Here is a 19,690-nt window from a genome sequence, read left to right on the forward strand (position 1 = left end):
ACTTCATATGTGCGTCGCAAGGCTCATTTTTTTCACCCAGTCGGGCCAAGGAGTTTGTTGACCAACTGCCTCTTTGTAAATGATAATGCGTCGCATTTTTATACAAATAGCGGGTCATTAAAAGCAGCAGCAGGGACATGAACAGCAAAATGAGAACAAAACTTCACCCGATTTACGCCGCGGTAGCCGCGAGCTTCCTTTTTCCCCCGATGCTGGCGCGAGCCGAGACCGTGCCGGCGCCGTCGGCGCAGTTGCCGGAGGTCATCGTCAAAGTCGACGTGAGCCGGGAGCTTGGCGAGGGGTACAACCCGCCCAATGCCGTCAGCGCGACCAAGACCGAAGCGCCGCTGCGCGATGTCCCGCAGACCGTCAACGTGGTCACCGCGGACGTGATGCGCGACCAGCACGCCACGTCGATGCAGGATGCGCTGAAGAACGTGCCGGGCGTGTCGTTCTCGCATGGCGACGGCCAGCGCGACCAGGTCTCGATCCGCGGCTTTACCGCGATCGCCGACCAGTTCGTCGATGGCATCCGCGATGACGCACTGTACTTCCGCGACCTGTCCAACGTGGACCGCGTCGAAGTGATCAAGGGCCCGGCGGCGGTGCTGTATGGCCGCGGCTCGGCCGGCGGCCTGATCAACCGCGTTACCAAGAAGCCCGGCATCGACGTCACCGACTTCGCGCTGAGCTACGGCATGTGGGCCGACCGCCGCGCCGAGGCCGACGTCGGCCGCGTGTTCGCCGATGGCGCCGCCGCGTTCCGCATCACTGGCGCCGTGGAAAAGGCCAACAGCTACCGCTCGCAGCAGTTCCTGGACCGCAAGGCGATCGCGCCGTCGCTCGAGCTGCGCGTAGCGCCCGAGACCACCGTGCTGTTCCAGGCCGACTACCTGGAAGACCGCCGCGTTACCGACTTCGGCATCCCGGCCTACCAGGGCCGCCCGGTCGACGTGCCGGCCTCGCGCTACTACGGCGCGGCCAATGCGCGCGATGCCGACTATTCGCAGTCACGCGTGTTCTCCGGCACCGCCACGATCAATCACCGCTTCAATGAGAACTGGTCGATCCGCAACGCCACGCGCTACTATCACTATTCGCTGGATCGCAACAACACACTGACCAGCGCCGTCAACGAAGCGGCGCGCACGCTAACCATGAACCACGGCAATGTCCGCCGCGAGGAACATGGCTGGTTCAACCAGACCGACCTGACCCAGAAGGCGACCTTCCTGGGCATGGAGCACGAAATCCTGTATGGCATGGAGATCGGGCAACAGAACAAGGACCAGGTCAACAACACCAAGCCGGTGCTGGGGGCCAACGGCCGCCCCGCGGTGTTCGACCTGTTCAACCCGGTGCTGATGACGCTGCCGCTGAAGGCACCGGGTTCGCCGACCACGTCGAACCTGGGCGTCTTCGACACCCTGGCGTTCTACACCCAGGACATGATCAAGTTCAGCGAGCAGTGGAAGGCGCTGATCGGGGTGCGCTACGACAACTTCCAGCAGGAGACCAAGAACCGGATCGCCGGCCAGCGCGACCTGTCGCGCACCGACACCGCCTGGAGCCCGCGCGCCGGCCTGGTGTGGCAGCCGTCGAAGGCGCAGTCGTACTACGTGTCGTGGAGCAAGTCGTTCCAGCCGTCGGGCGAGGCCTTTGCGCTGGCGGCCAACAACGCCGACCTGGCACCGGAGACCACCAACAACACCGAAGTCGGCGCCAAGTATGACTGGCTGAACGGCAAGGCCAGCACCACGATCTCGGTGTTCCGACTGGAGCGCAGCAATATCAAGGTGGCCAACGCCACCAACACGGCACTGCTGCCGATCGGCGAGCAGCGCACCGACGGCGTAGAGCTCTCCGGCGCGGCCGAGCTGGGCGGCGGCTGGCGCATGCTGGCAGGCTACGCCTACCTGGATGCCACCATCACCAAGTCCACCGCCGCGCTGCAAGGCAAGCGCGCCACCATCACGCCGCGCCACTCGGGCAACGCTTGGGTGACCAAGGACCTGGGCTACGGCTTCGGCGTGGGCGCCGGCGTCAACCTGGTGGGCGCGCGCTATGCCGATCCGCTCAACACCGTGACGCTGCCCGGCTACGTCACTGCCGATGCCATGGCCTGGTACCGCCGCGGCGCCTTCGAGGCGCAGCTGAACGTGTACAACCTGTTCGACAAGGGTTATATCGTCTCAGCGCATGGCACTAACCCCAACCTGAACATGCCGGGTGCGCCGCGCAGCGTGATGGCAACGCTGCGGTACCGGATGTAAGCGCCACGAACCCCGCGGGCTCGGCCTGCGTGGTTCCCTTTTTGATGCGGCCGTCAAGCTGTACTGGCAACTGCGTCATCGTTGATGCGGGGATGAGCTTACCTGCTTGCGATTTCCTAGCCATCTCATGTTCGCAAAAAGGCGATCCTTCTAAAAACCGGTCGTCTGTCCTGCGAGCGAACTTGAATGCCATCAAGCGACCTCGTGGTCGGCTTGCGAAAGCATCCTGTTGTTGGCTTATGCTTGGATCAGAAAGCGCTCTGGTCGCTTTCCAAGCCATGCAGGCGTTCGACCGCGCCCAGACCAGGTCTTTCCTGTTTTGGGATCCCTAAGCATGTGGTGTACGTGACGGACTGGAATGATGCACGCCGCGTGCCGGCGGTGGACGGTCCGTTCACCCTGGACGATTGCGTGGCAGAGCTGCAGACAGGTATTCGCCATGTTGGCGTGGAACAGCTGCACGTGCTGGCTATTTGCCAGGCGTCCGTACCGGCGCTGGCAGCCGTTTCGTTGCTGGTGGTTGTGGCTCTCGCGTGCCAACACGTCCGCCGGGCGCCTCTGGCGCGAAGCGCAGCAGACGGCAGAATGGACGGTCCAGTGCCACATCCTCGACCACAGTGATCTCATGGCCGTCATGGTTGACCGCACTGATGCCGAAGGCGGGCTTCTGATAGGCCTTACCAAACCGGTTCAGCATGTCCCAGCCGGCGGCAAAACACGACGCAGCGGGGAACGGCAACCAGGGACTGCCCGGCTCGATCCACGCGCTTGCGACTGTCTCCGCCCACGCCGTCCACGGTGCAAACAGCGAGCGCTGATATTCAATGAATGGATTCAGCATGTGAGCTCCCCAACGAGGGCCAGTTAGCACCGCTGCCAAGTCTGACCTCGCTAACGTCTTCCGAGGCAGGCATGACATCCGGCGCGACACGCTGCAACCACCGCGCCCCTTGGCATGGACAGCAGGCAACAGGTCACCATCACTGCGCGCACAGGTCGACTGCACACACTTCAATATATGCCGGCACAGCATCGCGACAAGGCCAGCCAGGGGCGCGCATTAATCGAAGCTATGACTGCATAGGCCCGACGAGCGCCCTGCACTCGTCAGCGCTTCGCGGTATGTGGGGCCCGCTCGACCGCTTGCTGTGCCGCAGCCGCGAGCACGTTTCGTTCAGCTGCCTCTACTTTTTTGTGTCGCGGTCTGGTACCACATCCCACACCAATTGTTGGTGCGGGTGATCACCGAGGCCATAGTGCCCCCGGCGGCCTCCGATCCCAACGGCGCGCTGTTCGCGAGCAGGCAGGTAACGGTGATCGCCCGGCCCATGGATTGCGCCAATCAAGCTCCTGACCTGACGCTGAGTCCCCTGCCTGCGGGTCCTGTCGTCTGCGCGCGTGCCCGCGTGAGAACGATGCAGAGCGCAGCCGCGTCGCCCCGAGATACCTGGCAAACATCAATCGACTACTGGCGCAGGAACAGTTTGCTTCGTGACCAGATTGTAATGTATGAGTAACGATATCGTCGGCATGGGCGCAATAGAGTGATTCAGGCTAAAATCTTTTCATCGTGCTGGAGCCAATCATGGCCACGAAGAAAATTATCACCGCTACCGCGCGGTTACTGTTGGCATGGAGCGCTGACAAGCGGCTGGGTGATGGTGGCGGCAATTGGCTCGAGCATGTTCGTGAACAAAAACTTGCGTCGATGATGCCGGCGAACCAGACGCCCGCCCTATTTGGAGGCCCAGCTTCCCTCGACAGAGCTGCCCGAGCCATTACTGCTGACAGCAGATATGAAGTATCTCCGGGTCGGCTCAGGAGAAACCATTGCATTACGCGCGGGCAAAAGACGGTGGACGTTGCTGGAGGCGATCGGCGACCGGTCGGTTGACATGAGCTTCATGTTCCCGGACCTTCCGGAAACGAAGGCTTCATTGTCATCATTGAACCGAGTACCCTATTTAGGAGACACTAGTCCCTGTACCGGCCATCCGGTAAGCGAGGGTCCGGTGCTGTGGTCAATTCCAGGAACCGCGCTGTGTCTGTGTATGAGGGGGGAGTGAAGTTCGTTATGATGAGGACATCATTACCTATCGCGCTAATTGGCTTGGCGACCATGTACAGCGTTGCGGCCCATACGCAGCCCTCTCCAAGCAAGCCGACTAGCGGGGTGCCAAGTTCTGCGCCTGCAGCAAGGCCCCGCGTGGGACAGCACATGAGCCCGCGGGCAGCTGACGTAAAGGATGTCACGCCGGCACAGCCGGCACAAAGCGCGGGGCGGCCGAGCATGCCATCCCCGGAAGCCGCCAAGCCATATCTGCTGCCAGAAAACAAATAACGCGCGTTTCGCCGTGATGACGCTGGAGCTGAGATACGCTAGGAAAAAGAGGGTTGGAGCTTGCGATGGATGAGACCGTGACACATCCTCCCGCTATCCCAGGGTCTGGCAGGTTCGCGGCAGGCGTCTCAGCTGGATCCGATTGTGCGCGGTCATACCCGGGCGCTGCGCTCGACCGGCCGGCGCCGCCGATCGACCAGTTCCTGCACGCGACCATTGCCCGCGCCACCGGCGGCGTTTCGCCGGCCGCGCTGTGGCTGGCGTGGCTGGATTGGGCCTGGCACCTGACCGGCTCGCCAGGTAAGCAGATGGCACTGTTCCACCGCGTCGCGCAACCAGCCGGCCTTACAGGCCGGCCCTCGCCCCCCGTTGAGCCAGACGACCCGCGCTTCGCCCATCCGGAGTGGGATCGCTGGCCGTTCCATCTGTTGCGTGACATGTTTTTGCAAGCCGAGGCGTTTTGGCAGGAAGCGACCACCGACCTGCGCGGCGTCTCTCCACACCATGAACGTGTCGTCAGTTTTTCGGCCCGGCAATGGACCGACATGCTGTCGCCGAGCAACTGTTGGTGGCTGAACCCCGAAGTGCTGCGGACGCTGGCCGAGACGGGTGGACGCAACTTCCTCGCAGGCGCTTGCCATTGGCTGGACGACCAGCATGACATCTTCGCTGGCCGCGTCCTGCATACCTCCCGGGGGCGATGCGGCCCCCATTGTGTCGGGCGAGACGTCGCGATCACGCCCGGTAAGGTCGTCTATCGCAATGCCTTGATCGAGCTGATCCAGTACGCGCCGCAGACCGCGACCGTCTGGCACGAGCCGGTGCTGATCGTTCCCTCATGGCTCTTGAAGTATTACGTGCTGGACCTGTCGCCTCACAATTCGCTTGTACGCTATCTGGTTAAGCGGGGGCATACGGTTTTCCTGATCTCGTGGAAAAATCCGCATGAGGAGGCGCGCGACCTCGGCATGAATGACTACCTCGAACTGGGCCTGCTTGATGCCCTGGCGCAGGTGCGCAGCATTTTTGGCGGGATATCGGTCCATGCGGCCGGCTACTGCCTCGGCGGCACATTGTTGGCGATCGGCGCAGCGGCACTTGGCCGCGACATCGAGTCCACATCGCCCCCCTTCAAGACGATCACGCTGTTCGCCGCGCAGACCGACTTCAGCGAGCCGGGTGAACTCGGCCTATTCATCGATGCGAGCGAACTTGCCGACCTCGACGCGCTGATGTGGGAGCAAGGCTATCTGGATGGGGCCCAGATGGCGGCCGCCTTCCAGTTGCTGCACTCGCGCGATCTAATCTGGTCCCGATTGACGCGCGAATACCTCCTGGGCCAGCGCACCGAGCAGACCGATCTGATGGCCTGGAATGCCGATACCACGCGCTTGCCTTACCGCATGCATAGTGAAAATCTGCAATGGCTGTATGTGCACAATGATCTGGCCGAGAGCAGGTACTGCGTGAAGGGCCGGCCGGTGTCACTCGCCGATCTCAAGCAGCCCATCTTTGTCATCGGCACCGAACGGGATCACGTGTCACCTTGGCGCTCCGTGTACAAACTCCACCTGTTGACCCGTACTGAAGTCAGTTTTCTTCTCGCCTCAGGCGGACACAATGCGGGCATCGTCTCCGAACCTGGGCATGCCGGACGTCGCTATCGCTTCAGCACGCGGCCCAAGGACGGCCCCTCTTTGAATCCGAACGAATGGTTCGCGCAGACACCGGTCTGCGAAGGTTCCTGGTGGCCGTGCTGGCACCAGTGGCTGGCCGCACACTCCAGCGAAAAATGCGCACCGCCGGTGTTAGGTGGGGGCACAGTGCTGGAAGATGCTCCGGGCACTTACGTACTCGCACCCTGAGACTCCCCCCATGCCAATTGACCCGCCTCATTGAGCCACCAGGCATAACCAAATGCGACTGAGCATCTCGAAGGTCCACTGCGCCGGCCGCGATGTATCAGCGCCGCCTTGCGTTCGATACGCGTTGGTGGCATGGCGGTTGTAGGTCCTCTTGCGTTGTCTGAAATGAGGAAAGCCTACTCTGCTGCAATCAACAAACGCTTCGGATTCTTTCCCAACCACGCCGGCGCCCGCGCCCGCAGGGCTTGGCCATCTCTGGTCTCTTGCCTTGGTTCACTAGTGCCGCTTCAAGTCAGGGAACGTAAGTGGCATTTCCAGGGTGCCCCCTGGTCAGATCAGAGATGCGTGTAACCGGATGGGCTTGGGGGCTCGCTCAAAGTTTTAGTCATTCAAGGCGTCTGTCGCCACCCGTTACCAAATGTAATCTCTGCGTAAGGCTTCCGTGGCTATTGGCTGCGTAGACTTCTTCTAGGAAGAGCATTTCCGCATTCCTGAATGGGGGGCTAATCATGAACACCAAGCAAACTCTCCTCATTGCGCTTGCACTCCCAGTCCTCGGCATTGCCTCGGCCTGCGCGCCCTTAACACCGGCGAAGGCCGCTGCGCTTCTCGGCAGCCCCGCCGCTGTCTCGACCGCTAGTCGGACGATTACCCTGGCACCAGGGATGAAGTATGTGAACGTGGATTCCGGTGAAACCGTTGCGTTCAGGGCGGGAAGTCGGACGCTGGCATGGACGTTCCTGGAGTCAATCCATGGCACGTCATCGCAGCTGAGTGTAATCCTCCCGGATGTGCCTGAAGCGAGTGGAGTCAAGGTCTACATCGAGCGGAGCAAGTTCCTTACCGGTGGCTAATCGAGCAAGCAATGGCTGGCGCCCATCTCCCGGTGGTCCGGCCCGTTTCTCGCCCCCGAAGAACTGCTAGTTGCGGGGGCATTTTTTTCTGTAGACGGCATGGCGATATTGGGTTCAATCGTGTCCGGCCAGCACGCAGTCTGCTGATACTGCTCCACGTTGCTGCTCAGCAAGCTGCGCGTAGCGCTCTCGGGTATCCTCAAGCATGTCGATGCGGTGGCTGAAGACGCGGTCGACATGCAGGCAGGTGAGCTTGGCCTGAATTGCCTTGGCGAGTTGTACCGCTACACGGACCGCACCTTCCGAGGGTGCCCACCCGCCGGTTGGCACCAAGAGATGCTGGAACAGCGTTGCCTCTTCACGCTTCGCCCGCCGCTGCATCGGCACCTGCTGGTTATAACGCTGCGCACAGATCAGAGACAGCGGCCATCCTTGGCCACCGAAGGCCGATCGTCTCAACCAGCCGCTTCCTCAAAAACGAAGCGGGTTCGCCGGTCGCGACGGTGGTAGGACGACAGCCGCAGCGGCGTGTCGCCAGGGTTATGCCTTCGCGGCCAGCGAGGTGTGCTCGACCTCCTGCTTCCCTGCCTTTGACGCCGCGTGGCTCGCCGCACCGAGGCTCTGTTCGGCGACCTCCACTGCTTGCTTTGTGGTCTGGTACATCGCTTCACAGAACTTATTAGTGGCGGTCATCACCGAGGTCAGCGCCCCCACCGCGTTCTCCGAACCCGCCGGTGTGCTGTTTGCGAGATTGTCGACGAGCTCCTGCATCCGGCGGCTGTGCGCTTCATATTGCGCTTCGGCGACCTTGGCGAATTCGGCTTGAGTGGCCGTTCCGATCTCAATGAGCTGGCGCTGGTATAACAGCGCCTTCTCGCCGATCTGCGGGATCATGCTCGCCTGCAAGGCTAGTAACTCCTGCTGGTCTTCGGCGCTAAGCGCCTTTTGTGTGTTCTCCCGCGTTTCTGTCAGCGTCGACTTCATTGCTTGCAGGTTAAGCTGGACCAGCCTCTCAAAGCCTTCGATGGCCTTGTTGGTCAGGCCAAGCACGATGGCGAGATTGGCTTGTTGCGCCGCAGCGATTTGCTCAGCGGACCACGGAGTCATCATGGGTCTCCTCAGAATTGACCAAGACACGCTCGCGCGGAATAGAACGACGTGGAGCGTCGGCGGGACGTCGGGATGGGCTAGTTAGCGAATGCGTGTAATGGCGTTGAGGAGGACGCCGCCTCTGGCGGTGATACAGGGGCGCCGCTGGCCCGAGTCAAGCCTTTCCAGTTGCACCAGTTCGCGCTCGAGGAGGGCATCCAGGTCCGAACTGTCCAATTCAGCGTGATCCGGTGCATCCTTGACGAGTAAGAGGGTGGCCACTTCATGAGGACTCAGCATCCTTGTCTCCTGGATTTCGGTTTTGGACTGCTGGGAAGTTGCATTGATAGCTGTCGCAGAGGAGCTCGATTCAAGGGGCGAAGACGTCGAGGTTCTTGCTGGCCTGCGTGCCTGCGCTGCGCGCCGGGAGACTCCATTCAATACCCCGAACGTCGATTGATCAAGGTGTGACATGAAGATTCTGTGAAGGCTTTGGATCAAATCCTCGCCAGCCTAACGCGGCAGGACATCGGACCGTGCGTTGAAGGTGCCAGGCAAAGGGTGTCCGCTGCACGGCAATGTGGTCGACGCTTCTGGACTGACTAGGCTAGTGACGTCTGGTACCCGAGTGCAACGGGGCGCGCATGCCGTCGTTGCATGGCAAAGCTCCTTGATTAAGCCGACGGGATGCGATCGAGACGCGACCAAGTGGCAGCAATTCTCGCGCCAGATGATTAAATCGGCTGTATTAGGTTCGTTACCTTACGGGAGCATTACGCAACGATGACGTGCCGTGGCACAACTGGTTCGCCAGGGAGAGCCCACTACCAGAGAGCTACCCGGCATGTCGGTGTCCGCACCGGCGCAAATGAATATCGAAGAACTCTTCACGGCGCTCGCCGGAGTGATGCAGGAAGTGAATCTGGCGCGCATCAGCATTCCGCTGGATCTGGTGGCAATAGCCTGGAGTCGCCGAGGGTAAGCCGTGGAACCTGATCGCAGCCCTCTAGAGCAGACAAAAAGGGGATGGCTGGACGCATTCCATCCTGCCCGGCCTGCAGGACCGACAACTGGCATCGATCCCAGGCAACTTTCGCAGTTGTTCCAAGAGGCGGCGCAGCGAAAGGGCGCGCACATCTTTGGTGGGCGATCGCGATCGACAACCGATTGCGGCGGCCATTCGGGCGCATTTTCGCTTTCGCTGGCTTTCCTCCGAGGTTGTCCGAGCGGCAACCAGTGCGTTGCCGCCGCTCGTTAGCCAACTCAATCAAGCCCTGACGGAAGAAGAGTGTTGGCGCGCCGCCTTGCATCCGGTATTGAAAAGCTCGCCTTTAGCCCTGCCTGAACGCGGCTTTTGCGCCGAGAAATCGCTCTCGGCGGTTTGGTCGATGTGCGAAGCCTTCAACAAGGAGGATGGCTTTTTTGAAGGCGTGGCCCGCCGCGTCCAGGCGTTCAAGAACCATCATCTGAAGAAATGGGACAAGCACAGCGAATGCTTCTTTATCGATGTGAACCAGCACGTCTGGAAGGATGAGGGCCCGTATCACGGAGATGCGCCGTTCCCCCGCGATTGGAAGTATTCGACCTGCATGCCCAACGGTTTTCATTTTGACGTGCAGCATCAGCAGGGGCGCGCGTTCGAGTATATCGACGCAGCTTCCGTGGAAAACCATGTCGCGGCAACGCAAACACTGCAATGTCGACGCACACGGCTATCTGTGCTAGCGACGAAGTGTTTCGTTAGACTTTCCCCCATGCCGCTGATCGTCCACCGCAACTGGTAAAGGCTGATGCAGCGCTTGCAATGCTCGCGTCATGTTCCGGTCAGGTTATCTCCTTAGAATTCAGCCGGTGTGCTTGATCGTGCCGGCGCAGGTAGCCGAGCAATGGGCAATGCCTTTGCTTGGGGGCCACGCTGCCGGGCATATTGCTATGGGGGCCGCGTACGGCCTGGGAGCCTGTCCACATGTCGCATGCCACCGAAGAACGCTCCCGTCTCGCTCAAGCTGCCGTCAGCATCGCTGTCTGCCGCGATCGTATCCGTCAGCATATTGAGTTCGTGCGATGGCTGCGCGGCGCGCCATTCGACACGGTGCGGGCGCAGACGCAGATGCTGGAGCTGCTTCGTGCGCAACGCGAGTTCCTGCGCGATTTGCGCACGAACCGGACGGCCATCCTCGAAGCGTTGAGCCAGGCGACATGCAAAAGGTAAAGCTAAGCGCTCAGCTATGCTCGGGACTGGCGGTGGGCCGAACGGGAGCGTTGCTGACTCCTAGATGTCCTTGCAGTGTGCGGAAAGCCACGGTGCGTGCGATGGCATGCCGAAGTGCAGTCGGCGCCAGCACCGGCTCCCAGCACCGGTTCGCGACAATAGGCGGTGCCCTGAAGCTTCGGTAGCAAAGTAGACCAGCAAGACTGGCAGGCGGGAAGCGAGCAATAGATCAAGCGGCCATGCCAGCGCAGAGTTCACCGATCATCTGTCGGGAGAGAGACCTCGCAATGCGTATGAAGATCGCCCGCAATGTGCTTTGGCTCGTTCTTGAGCGCGGCCTGCAAGTGGTGTTCGGCATCGTCGCCATTGGGCTGATCGCGCGCGCAGTTGGTCCGGAAGGTTTTGCCAAGTTCCAGTACGCCCAGTCCCTGGTGTTGATCGCGGCTTCGATCGCGCTGATTTGTGGCGGTGAAGTCGTTGTCCCGCGGCTTGTCGGCAACCCTGCGCCGGAGGCGCAATACCGGTTGCTGGCCCATGTGTTCGGCTTGCGAGCGCTCGCGGCAGTGACGGGCTACCTGCTGCTCGTGGGGGTGATTACGATGACGGAGGGGGACAAGGTCATTGTCCTGACCGCAATCGTCATGGGCATCCCCATATTGCTGTACGAACCCTTTGGCGCAGTCCGAGCCTGGCTGCAAGCGCGGACTGATAGTCGCCCAGCGGTGGTCTACGGCATGGTGGGCCTGACCTTCCGAGTGATCGCGGTCGCGGCGCTCTACTTGGCAGGCTTGGACTCGGCTCCGGCGTTTGCCTGGGCGTTCGCGGTGGAGTCCTTGCTGTGTGCCATGCTATTGGCCCGGTATTACAGACAACGCAGCCTTCGCGTGGCGGTGCACCTGAACTGGCCGCTAGCCAGGCTGCTGCTGCGCGATGGCATGGTGTTTTGGGTGAGCATGATTTTGATGCTCTGCGCCAAGCGCGTCGATCAGCTTTTGCTCAAGCCGCACATTTCCCTGTTCGAGCTTGGGGGCTATTCCGCTTCCATGCAGGTGCTGGACAATTTCATGATGCTCGGCGCCATCGTTGCCACCTCGGTGGCGCCGTTGATGATCTACGCGCAGCCAAGTCTAGCGCTGGTGCGGCGCAATGTGTTGTATGTTGCCGCAGGCATGGTCGCCTTAGGCGTCGCGGGCGGCGCAGTGCTGGCTTACTGCGCGCCCTGGATCATCGCCTTGATCTACGGCGAACACTATGAAGTCGCGGCAAACCTGTTGCGGCTTTCTGCGATGGCATCCGGACTGGTGTTCGCCGATGCGGCCCTGTCGCTACTGGTGATCTATCTACGCAAGCCGAACTGGTTGGTCGAGAAATGGTTCTTGGTGCTGTTCACCATGATCGTAGTGGACGTCATTGCGATCCCGATTCACGGTGCCCGGGGTGCCATCTATGGCTATATTGCGGGCAATGCGATGGCGGTAATTGCCGGCATCGGGTTCTTCCTCCGCTCCCGTGAACCGGTAGCCGTCCAGCAAGCCGTGTGACATGCAGATATGCCGATGCTTTCCGCCGATGTGTCGCCGGCGCCTGCAACGCGGACACACCGAATCAGCACGAAACCCCACATCCTGATCCCCGGTCGGCGCTTAACAGAGCCCCCCGCAGGATGTGTTTCCCTCCCCCGCCGGTCCGTCCGTGCGGGGGTTTTTTTCGCATCGCGCATGGAAGACGCTACGTCGCAGCCCGATCCCGCTACGCCACCACCTTCCGGCGACTTCCTCTAGTACTGCGATCGCTCGCAATGTCGGCGTCATGTTCCTGTCAGGTGCCCATATTAGAATCAGCCCAACATTTACACCGTATCCTGCCCGACAACAGGGCTGGATGCGCTGGTAGTGCCCTCCCGCCTTTCTAGGCTGAGACAAATGCAACGCGCCATCCGGCTATACAGCAGTGCCCTACCACGTGTGCGAACAAGCGCTGCCTTGCCGAGACGGTTGCGCAGAGTCTTATAGGTCAGGCCATGATTGATCGCGCAATAAGACTGCTCGCCGTGATAGCCTCATGTTGCGCGGTAATTCCTGCTATCGGTCAACCTGCTACCGGCGCCACTCCCTTCAATGGCGCGCCTACCCCCTTCCACCGGGCGTCTCCTTTCGCGAAGCCCGTCATCCAAGCCGAACCAATCGACGTTTCCCTTGGCGCCTTAACGCTGCACAACACCATCGACGCTGGCTTAGCGCAGAATCGGGATGTGCAAATCGCGCGAGCCGCATTAACTGCCGCAAAAGGGATTCTGGTTAATGCCGGAAAGCGGCCGAATCCAATGCTGACGGTAGGTGCGGGGCCTGGCTTAATTGGCCGATACCAACCTCGCGATGCCGACGTACTGGTCAACGTATCGCAGCTTGTTGAGCGCGGCAACAAGCGGGAGCTGCGCAGCGAAGTGGCAAGTCTGGCGGCCGATGCCGCCCAGTTCGATATCGAGGACATATTTCGCCAAGTGCGCCTGGCATTGGCCAATGCCTACTTCGCAGTGAAACAGGCGCAAGACTACGTGAATCTTGCGCAGGCCACTAGAAATGCGTTCGCGCGAAGCCGCGAGGCGGCCGAGCTCCGACTCAAAGCTGGCGACATCGCGCGCGTGGACCTGATACGACTTCGCGTCGAGGAGGGCCGCAGCGAGAATGAATTGCTACAGGCGCACACCGACCTTGCCGTTGCGCAAGTGATGCTTGCCACGTTGCTTGCGCGAGAACAAGAGGCTCCCTCCATCCGAGCCGTCGATCCATGGCCTGTTCCCGGCGATAGTATGCTACAAAGCGACCGTATCGAGGCCTTGGTGGACAAACGACCAGATATACGCGCCGCCATTGCACGAGTACACAGCCTCGAAGCAGCATTCGGCTTGGCCAAGGCGCAGCGTATTCGTGATGTCAATGTGGCGGTGATTGCTGAGCGCAATCTTCCCGCCAATGGCGGTACCACGCTGGTTGTACAGTTGTCGATGCCGATTTTTATCAACAACGACTATTTTGGCGACATCGTACGCGCCGAGGCGGAACTAACGAGCGCCCAAATTAACCTTGAAAAATTGCGCAGTAACGTACATGCGGACGTCGACCGTGCACTAGCGCAATTTGAATCTGCGCGCCAGCAACTCATGCGCTTCGAGGCGCAAATGCTCCCCGACGCCCTCTCCGCGTCTCAAGCGGCCGAATTCGCGTACAAAAAAGGGGGCATTCCATTGACTGATCTGCTGGATGCCCGTCGGCAACTCTATGCCACGCAACGTGAACTGCTGGAATCGCGTAAGGACTTTGTCAACGCACGTACGAGGCTCGAGTCCACTCTCATTGAGACGGACTTTCGGTGGTAAGCCTATTTTGGTGGCAGGAATTCCCTTCGACTGGAGCGAACGAGATGGCAAGGTATCGAGCTTTAAAAGAGATCGCGCAACACATCTTCCTGCTTCTTTCAGTCGGTCGTGATGTGAGGCTCTTTCTAATTAGCGCCAGAAGCGACGCCCGCCTCGAAGCGCTTCGATCTGAAGTTAAGGCGCCGTGCACCGCCTTCGATCAGCTTTACGCCGAAGCGCCACAAAATGACCCTTGGGTTTCCGGATCATCGAAGTATCAATATCAAAGGCGCAAGTACGATGCCATGATGAGCTTGCTGCAAGGCAAGACATTCCGGCATGCACTCGATTTGGGGTGCGGCATCGGACTATTCACAGAGCGCCTAGCCTCTTGTGCCGACCATGTATTGGGAATGGATATTTCCAGCGTGGCTATTTCGTGCGCAAAGCGAAGAAATATGGCCCTGGATAACGTTAGCTTCCAGCGCGGTGACATTGTTTCTCTTGGGCAGGAATTGAACGCCAGATTTGATCTTATTGTTGTGGCGGACACCTTATACTATCTACCCCATCCTATTGATGATAAAACTTTAAAAGAGATCGCATCTCGGCTTGGTCAGCTGCTCCTTCCCGGCGGTCTCCTGCTTGTTGTCAATCATTTCTTCCCCATTCCCACAGCAGATAGTCGCCTGACACGACGCATACATAATGCATTTCATTGGTCGCCCGCATTGATGCTGCTAGAAGAACAGCGTCGACCATTTTTCTTGTCGAGTTTAATGACGCGACCTGGCGCCGTACACGCGACGATTGACAAGAATCTTGACTGAATGGGATTGGCGACGCTGCGGTTATTCATTATCGCGACGATGCCCGTTAAGCGAAGCAACTAATGCTCTGGCGGAAAGAACACCGCCGTCTCCCCCGTCCTTGGCAGTCTATATCGCGGGTTGGCCAGAGATCTTAGCTAATTGGCGTTCGGGAATGCACCGGCCTCCCCGTTAGCCCGCATCATCAATCGCCACTGAACTAATGTCCGCCACCATGGCCGCCTCCGCCATGCCCACCGCCATGCCCGCCCCCATCGCTTCCACCATGGCCGGCACCATGGCCGCTTTCACTGTGCGCGCCGGCCGGGTTACCGTAGTGCCCTCCAAAATGTTGGCCGTAGGGGCCGCCGAAATGCCCGTCGCGATTATCGCCAAAATGCCTTCCACCGGAGCGATGCCGCTGGTAATATAGCATCGTCCCACTATAGGGATGATACGGATCATAAGTCTGGCTCGAGTAATATGGAGATCTTGCGCCATAATACGCATACGGGTAGAGCGCATCGTCGTAGGGTGCGACTGGACTCGCAATGCATCCGGACATCAATATCAAAAGTGTTGCGGCAGGTGCGGCAACTTGGATGGCATTCATGTTTTCACCCTCTATTACGCCCCCCTGCTCTTGGTACCGATTCAATTTTCCGGCGCCGTCGAACATTGAGCCTATATCAACCACTCGCATAGTAAACTTTACTCTTTGGCACTCAACAATTCGATTCCTTTCGCGAATGTAATCCTGAGTTTAGAGTAAGAGACATCGCGGCTGAAAATGTGCCGTTTAGTCGCCGATTTAAAGCAATGACGGTAGGATATGGAATTGACGTGGTGGGATGTCGTCCTTGGGTAACGTTGGTGTCATCTTCCCGTCAGCTTGGTGTGGATATAATTTTCCATTTGTGCCGTTATATTTAACGCATCGGTTCGCAATTTTGTTCTTTTGGGGCGCTCTCCGCCGTCGGTCATAGTAGGCCGAGGCCAAAGGCGCGCGCGCAGGTAGCACTTAAAAATGGCAGTTCGGTAAGTTTTGCAGCAAGTAGCGCTTGGCGAGATTGCTACTGGTCCAGCGACGTAGCGAACGCACTTTCACCACGCCATAGTCCGCCTTGTGACGAGCTTAGGCCAGTTCGGGGCAATGGCGCGGCCGACCATTCTTCGTCCAGCGGGAGCGGTGATGCTGGCGTATTCCATTTGTCCTGAATGACACATCGCTTGATGGCGCTATCCAGCTTTGCTTTCCTTTTTGCCGGCGTCCTGTGCAACGCGGCGGCACAGTTGTTGTTGAAGGCCGGTGTCAGCACCGTGGGAGCTATCCCGCTGGAGCGTGCGGCGCTCGTGAATGCCCTATTGCAGGTGCTGATCCAATGGCAAGTAGTTGCAGGCCTTGCGTTATATGGGATTGGCGTGGTGGTTTGGATCGTGGGTCTCTCGCGCATCGAGGTGTCGGTGGCTTACCCCATGTTGTCGGTCGGCTATGTGCTCAATGCCATGGCCGCCTCCTGGCTACTGGGTGAAATGATTGGCCCAATGCGAGTGGCCGGCATGCTGCTGATTTTGGGTGGCGTGCTTTTGGTTGCCCGCTCCTGAAGTGGCCGCGCGCCGTACCGCCACGCACCCATTTTTCAACCGGCGTCCAGTCGTTATCAATGGCATTTTGGCCATGCATTCCCGGTTTTCTAGTCATGCGTTTCTTCACCGCGGCACTGGCGCTGGTCTCGATGGAGAACCAAGCGCGACATGCAGGACGGCAACCATCGACAACATGTGAAGGCTCAACGACCCACCGCATGTCAGATTGGCGGCGCGAAGCCAAAGAGAGGGTCGGCCGGAATCCTGATGAAATCCGCCGCTTTTCGACCCGACCTGTTGATTGTTAAAGGGTGGACGCATTGAATTGCGGCGAAGCAGAGAGCGTCTGCTTTGCCCACTAACCGCATGCTCGCCTTGCAGTTCGCGCGGTCACCGGTTCGGATTGCGCTTCCATCCGGCCCTGCTGTAAGGCAAGTTTCTGTGCCATGGAATCACGCTCCTTCCGAATCTTCCCGCCTCCTCTGCGGCGCCCGTGAACTGCTGCTGCATACGCTCCGCCTAACGATGCTGGCTCGCCACTTCGGCCGACAACTGCTGGACTTGGCTGACAAGCTGCTCATTTCGCTGCTGCACCTTCGTGAGCGTGGTTCCGCGCGCTGCTGCGCGTGTTGGCCTCTTTGGCTTGCAGCATGACTTGCTTCTGCACGCCTTCCAACAGTGCGGTCGCCTTGTCGATCTCGGCCCGTGCCGCCGCTTCTCGTTCTGCCAGCGCGGCGCGCAGATCTTCCAATTCGCATGCGCTGTCACGCTTGGCATCCCGCCAGGACCTGAGTTGCCTCATTACGCTGGCTTGCCAGCGCCTTTCGACGTTCTGCAAGTGACCAAACGCGGCCTCCTTGGCAGCACTCGCCTGCTAGCTTGGACAAGGCGCGATCGGTGCTGCCTGGCGCTCAGGGAGCTGGACCCGGAGCGCGCGCACTTCATCCTGGAGCCTTCGTTGGCGATGACCAGCGCTTTGCCTGCTCGACGACCGCGGCCAGCTCAGCCTCCATTTCCTCATGCCGCTCAGCAAACACGCGCTCGCCGTGCTCCACGGCCTCCGCCCAGGCGGAGATCATCGCTTTGGCCACCGCCGGCGGCAAAGCCGCGCTGAGGGCAGCGAAGCGCGTCCGCTCATCGTTCCAGAGCTTCAACTCGTCGTTGATGGTCATACGGCTGCTTGCTTTTTCACGATGAGCTGTCACATCAGGAAGCCACCCTGAGGATATGTGAGACTTCGCATATACGCGACTACCGGCCGCCCCCATCCTTGGCCGGATAGTGACGTCGCGCCAAAAATATGAATTACAATCATTCGCATTTGTTCGCGAATTCACCGTTCCGCCGGTAAGCCCCCCATGCAAGCGCTGCGCATTCTCTCCCTTGTTCTGTGTTCTCTGTTCGTGACGGTCTCGACCGCGCATGCCGATCCTCTGGCGACGCAAGACAAGGCCAAGCAAATCTGGCAATTGCTGGACTACCTTGCTGTCGACTATGGTCGGTCCGTCAAGGATGGCCACGTCGCCAACGAGGCCGAATATGCTGAGATGCAGGAGTTCGCGCAGGCAGCCGAACGGCAGCTAGCCGAGTTGCCGCCAACGCCAGCCGCGCCAGAGCTGGCCAAGGAAGCGGCGGCGTTGCGTGCAGCCATTTCGGAGAAAGCACCGCCCGAAACGGTCGGGGAGCAAGCCCGCAGACTGGCCGGTGGACTCCTCGCGGCCTATCCGGTTCCGATGGCCCCTGGCAAGCTGCCCGATCTGCAACAAGGGGCAAAGCTCTACCAAAGCCAATGTGCTTCGTGCCACGGCGTCTCCGGGCACGCAGACGGCCCACTGGCTGCAAAGCTGAGCCCGCCGCCGATCGCCCTGGCCGATCATGAGCGGGCCCAGGAGCGCAGCGTCTTTGCGCTCCAGCAGATCATCACGCGCGGGGTGGAGGGAACGTCGATGCCGGGTTTTGCCCAGCTCTCGGACGACGATCGCTGGGCGCTCGCCTATTTTGCCTCGACCCTCTCGTATTCGGATGCCGACCGCCAGGCTGGTGCCAAGTTGTGGGCATCGCAACCGGCTCTCCATGCAGCCGTGCCCACGCTGGCCATGTTAAGCCAGGCCTCCGAAGCTTCGCTCGCCAAGACGATCGGGGCGGACGTCTCGCGCCAGTTGACGGCCTACCTGAGGAGTACGCCAGGTTCACTCGCGACATCAAACACCGACAGCCTGGTGATTGCCAAAGATAAGCTGAAGGAAAGCGTGTCCGCCTTGGACAAGGACGACAGGCAGGCGGCTTCGCGCTTGGCGTTGGCCGCCTACCTCGACGGCTTCGAGCCCGTCGAGCCGGCGCTCGCTGCCAAGAACCAGACGCTCTTCCAGGATATCGAGAAGACGATGGGGCTCTATCGCAATGCCGTGACCGCGGGCCAAGTGGAACGTGCCCACGAGATTGCACAGCAGTTGCAATCACAGCTTGACGAGGCACAGGAGGCACTGGGCGGCACCAATGACGCCGTCTCGACCTTCCTCGGCGCCCTGACAATCCTGCTGCGAGAAGGGCTTGAAGCCCTGTTGGTGGTCGTCGCGATGATGGCGTTCCTGAAGAAAGCGGATCGCACCGATGTCCTGCCCTACGTGCATGGGGGCTGGATTGCCGCGCTGGCGGCTGGCGGGTTGACCTGGGCGGTCGCCACCTACGTCGTCGACCTGAGCGGCGCCAGCCGCGAGATGACGGAAGGGTTCTCCGCAGTGTTTGCTGCGATCGTATTGCTCGGCGTGGGCATGTGGATGCACCAGAAGAGTCTTGCGGGTCGATGGCAAGCCTATGTGAAAGAAAAGCTGTCGTCGGCCTTGAACAAGAAATCGGCGCTGATGCTTTTCCTGCTGTCGTTCGTTACAGTCTACCGAGAAGTGTTTGAAACGGTCCTCTTTTACGCTGCTCTGTGGACAGAGGACAACGGCGTTTACTTGCTCGCAGGGCTTGCGTCGGGTATCGCCATCCTGGCTGTGATCGCCATTGTCCTCCTCCGCTCCTCGGCGCGCCTTCCAATCCGTCAGTTCTTCGGTTTCAGCTCGGCACTGGTCGGCGTGTTGGCGGTCGTCCTGATCGGCAAAGGCGTGGCAGCGCTACAGAAAGTCGGCTTCCTGCAGGTTACGCCGATCTCGCTGCCCCGTATCGACGTCCTCGGCGTCTACCCGTCTGTCCAGACCGTCACCGCGCAAATTCTGATTCTGCTCATTATCGCGGCAAGCATCGCCTACAATTTCCGGTCGCAGCGGGCATCTACCCAGGCCTAACGCCGCCAAGGCGGTGCC

18 protein-coding genes and 1 pseudogene are annotated in these 19,690 nt (G+C 60.1%); 11 read left to right on the forward strand and 8 right to left on the reverse strand.

Going from position 1 to position 19,690, the window contains the following annotated elements; translation table 11 throughout:
• Positions 1–149: 149 nt before the first annotated feature.
• Positions 150–2,273 (forward strand): TonB-dependent siderophore receptor, encoded by a 2,124-nt coding sequence (locus LPA45_RS20025; protein ID WP_116322085.1) that lies wholly within the window; start codon positions 150–152, stop codon positions 2,271–2,273.
• A gap of 237 nt (positions 2,274–2,510) precedes the next feature.
• Here the strand turns inward: LPA45_RS20025 and LPA45_RS20030 are convergent.
• Positions 2,511–2,600: pseudogene (locus LPA45_RS20030) on the reverse strand (H-NS family nucleoid-associated regulatory protein); the annotation flags it as partial.
• A 142-nt stretch (positions 2,601–2,742) separates the two neighbouring features.
• The gene (locus tag LPA45_RS20035; RefSeq protein WP_147316274.1) at positions 2,743–3,114 is read right to left on the reverse strand and encodes a hypothetical protein; all 372 of its coding nucleotides are present in this window, start codon (positions 3,112–3,114) and stop codon (positions 2,743–2,745) included.
• A 744-nt stretch (positions 3,115–3,858) separates the two neighbouring features.
• On the opposite strand from LPA45_RS20035, the gene LPA45_RS20040 reads away from it, so the two are divergent.
• The 3 genes from LPA45_RS20040 to LPA45_RS20050 all read left to right on the forward strand — a co-directional run bounded on the left by LPA45_RS20040 (position 3,859) and on the right by LPA45_RS20050 (position 7,333).
• On the forward strand, positions 3,859–4,167 hold the full coding sequence (locus LPA45_RS20040; protein WP_199414674.1) for a hypothetical protein: 309 nt from the start codon (positions 3,859–3,861) through the stop codon (positions 4,165–4,167).
• 512 nt (positions 4,168–4,679) lie between these two features.
• Positions 4,680–6,479 carry an alpha/beta hydrolase gene (locus LPA45_RS20045; protein ID WP_116322083.1) on the forward strand — a complete coding sequence of 600 codons (1,800 nt, stop codon included), beginning with the start codon at positions 4,680–4,682 and terminating at the stop codon, positions 6,477–6,479.
• A gap of 509 nt (positions 6,480–6,988) precedes the next feature.
• Positions 6,989–7,333, forward strand: a complete 345-nt coding sequence (locus tag LPA45_RS20050; RefSeq protein WP_116322082.1) for a CzcE family metal-binding protein — start codon at positions 6,989–6,991, stop codon at positions 7,331–7,333.
• 114 nt (positions 7,334–7,447) lie between these two features.
• Here LPA45_RS20050 and LPA45_RS20055 read toward each other — a convergent pair whose 3' ends face one another.
• The 3 genes from LPA45_RS20055 to LPA45_RS20065 form a co-directional block, all read right to left on the reverse strand.
• Positions 7,448–7,792 carry a universal stress protein gene (locus LPA45_RS20055; protein ID WP_233528295.1) on the reverse strand — a complete coding sequence of 115 codons (345 nt, stop codon included), beginning with the start codon at positions 7,790–7,792 and terminating at the stop codon, positions 7,448–7,450.
• A gap of 81 nt (positions 7,793–7,873) precedes the next feature.
• A complete protein-coding gene (locus LPA45_RS20060; RefSeq protein ID WP_116322104.1) occupies positions 7,874–8,440 on the reverse strand; it encodes a phasin family protein in 567 nt (188 codons plus the stop codon).
• Positions 8,441–8,524: 84 nt separating this feature from the next.
• Complete coding sequence (locus LPA45_RS20065; RefSeq protein ID WP_116322081.1) at positions 8,525–8,722, reverse strand: hypothetical protein; 198 nt, start codon at positions 8,720–8,722, stop codon at positions 8,525–8,527.
• 842 nt (positions 8,723–9,564) lie between these two features.
• On the opposite strand from LPA45_RS20065, the gene LPA45_RS20070 reads away from it, so the two are divergent.
• The 5 genes from LPA45_RS20070 (at position 9,565) to LPA45_RS20090 (ending at position 14,819) form a co-directional block, all read left to right on the forward strand.
• Entirely contained in the window at positions 9,565–10,206 is a 642-nt protein-coding gene (locus tag LPA45_RS20070) for a hypothetical protein (protein ID WP_147316273.1), read from the forward strand.
• A gap of 182 nt (positions 10,207–10,388) precedes the next feature.
• The gene (locus LPA45_RS20075) at positions 10,389–10,634 is read left to right on the forward strand and encodes a hypothetical protein (RefSeq protein ID WP_116322079.1); all 246 of its coding nucleotides are present in this window, start codon (positions 10,389–10,391) and stop codon (positions 10,632–10,634) included.
• A 287-nt stretch (positions 10,635–10,921) separates the two neighbouring features.
• On the forward strand, positions 10,922–12,175 hold the full coding sequence (locus tag LPA45_RS20080; RefSeq protein ID WP_116322078.1) for an oligosaccharide flippase family protein: 1,254 nt from the start codon (positions 10,922–10,924) through the stop codon (positions 12,173–12,175).
• A gap of 479 nt (positions 12,176–12,654) precedes the next feature.
• Positions 12,655–14,010, forward strand: a complete 1,356-nt coding sequence (locus LPA45_RS20085) for a TolC family protein (protein ID WP_116322077.1) — start codon at positions 12,655–12,657, stop codon at positions 14,008–14,010.
• Positions 14,011–14,054: 44 nt separating this feature from the next.
• Positions 14,055–14,819, forward strand: a complete 765-nt coding sequence (locus LPA45_RS20090; protein WP_116322076.1) for a class I SAM-dependent methyltransferase — start codon at positions 14,055–14,057, stop codon at positions 14,817–14,819.
• Positions 14,820–14,990: 171 nt separating this feature from the next.
• Here the strand turns inward: LPA45_RS20090 and LPA45_RS20095 are convergent, their stop codons facing one another.
• Positions 14,991–15,263 carry a hypothetical protein gene (locus LPA45_RS20095; RefSeq protein ID WP_158577720.1) on the reverse strand — a complete coding sequence of 91 codons (273 nt, stop codon included), beginning with the start codon at positions 15,261–15,263 and terminating at the stop codon, positions 14,991–14,993.
• A 768-nt stretch (positions 15,264–16,031) separates the two neighbouring features.
• On the opposite strand from LPA45_RS20095, the gene LPA45_RS20100 reads away from it, so the two are divergent.
• On the forward strand, positions 16,032–16,403 hold the full coding sequence (locus tag LPA45_RS20100) for an EamA family transporter (RefSeq protein WP_116322074.1): 372 nt from the start codon (positions 16,032–16,034) through the stop codon (positions 16,401–16,403).
• 559 nt (positions 16,404–16,962) lie between these two features.
• On the opposite strand, the gene LPA45_RS20105 is transcribed toward LPA45_RS20100, so the two are convergent.
• Both LPA45_RS20105 and LPA45_RS20110 read right to left on the reverse strand, forming a co-directional pair.
• The gene (locus LPA45_RS20105; protein WP_147316271.1) at positions 16,963–17,223 is read right to left on the reverse strand and encodes a hypothetical protein; all 261 of its coding nucleotides are present in this window, start codon (positions 17,221–17,223) and stop codon (positions 16,963–16,965) included.
• 103 nt (positions 17,224–17,326) lie between these two features.
• On the reverse strand, positions 17,327–17,557 hold the full coding sequence (locus LPA45_RS20110) for a DNA-binding protein (RefSeq protein WP_158577719.1): 231 nt from the start codon (positions 17,555–17,557) through the stop codon (positions 17,327–17,329).
• 186 nt (positions 17,558–17,743) lie between these two features.
• On the opposite strand from LPA45_RS20110, the gene LPA45_RS20115 reads away from it, so the two are divergent.
• Entirely contained in the window at positions 17,744–19,672 is a 1,929-nt protein-coding gene (locus tag LPA45_RS20115; protein WP_116322071.1) for a cytochrome c/FTR1 family iron permease, read from the forward strand.
• The last annotated feature ends 18 nt before the right edge of the window (positions 19,673–19,690 follow it).

Source organism: Cupriavidus sp. Agwp_2 (assembly GCF_040784895.1).
Classification (GTDB): domain Bacteria; phylum Pseudomonadota; class Gammaproteobacteria; order Burkholderiales; family Burkholderiaceae; genus Cupriavidus.

Bases quoted from the DNA above. Each gene is read 5' to 3' on its own strand.
- LPA45_RS20025 (WP_116322085.1), top strand. From the start codon at position 150: ATGAGAACAAAACTTCACCCGATTTACGCCGCGGTAGCCGCGAGCTTC.
- LPA45_RS20035 (WP_147316274.1), bottom strand. From the start codon at position 3,114: ATGCTGAATCCATTCATTGAATATCAGCGCTCGCTGTTTGCACCGTGG.
- LPA45_RS20040 (WP_199414674.1), top strand. From the start codon at position 3,859: ATGGCCACGAAGAAAATTATCACCGCTACCGCGCGGTTACTGTTGGCA.
- LPA45_RS20045 (WP_116322083.1), top strand. From the start codon at position 4,680: ATGGATGAGACCGTGACACATCCTCCCGCTATCCCAGGGTCTGGCAGG.
- LPA45_RS20050 (WP_116322082.1), top strand. From the start codon at position 6,989: ATGAACACCAAGCAAACTCTCCTCATTGCGCTTGCACTCCCAGTCCTC.
- LPA45_RS20060 (WP_116322104.1), bottom strand. From the start codon at position 8,440: ATGACTCCGTGGTCCGCTGAGCAAATCGCTGCGGCGCAACAAGCCAAT.
- LPA45_RS20065 (WP_116322081.1), bottom strand. From the start codon at position 8,722: ATGCTGAGTCCTCATGAAGTGGCCACCCTCTTACTCGTCAAGGATGCA.
- LPA45_RS20075 (WP_116322079.1), top strand. From the start codon at position 10,389: ATGTCGCATGCCACCGAAGAACGCTCCCGTCTCGCTCAAGCTGCCGTC.
- LPA45_RS20080 (WP_116322078.1), top strand. From the start codon at position 10,922: ATGCGTATGAAGATCGCCCGCAATGTGCTTTGGCTCGTTCTTGAGCGC.
- LPA45_RS20085 (WP_116322077.1), top strand. From the start codon at position 12,655: ATGATTGATCGCGCAATAAGACTGCTCGCCGTGATAGCCTCATGTTGC.
- LPA45_RS20090 (WP_116322076.1), top strand. From the start codon at position 14,055: ATGGCAAGGTATCGAGCTTTAAAAGAGATCGCGCAACACATCTTCCTG.
- LPA45_RS20095 (WP_158577720.1), bottom strand. From the start codon at position 15,263: ATGATCCGTATCATCCCTATAGTGGGACGATGCTATATTACCAGCGGC.
- LPA45_RS20100 (WP_116322074.1), top strand. From the start codon at position 16,032: ATGGCGCTATCCAGCTTTGCTTTCCTTTTTGCCGGCGTCCTGTGCAAC.
- LPA45_RS20110 (WP_158577719.1), bottom strand. From the start codon at position 17,557: ATGACCATCAACGACGAGTTGAAGCTCTGGAACGATGAGCGGACGCGC.
- LPA45_RS20115 (WP_116322071.1), top strand. From the start codon at position 17,744: ATGCAAGCGCTGCGCATTCTCTCCCTTGTTCTGTGTTCTCTGTTCGTG.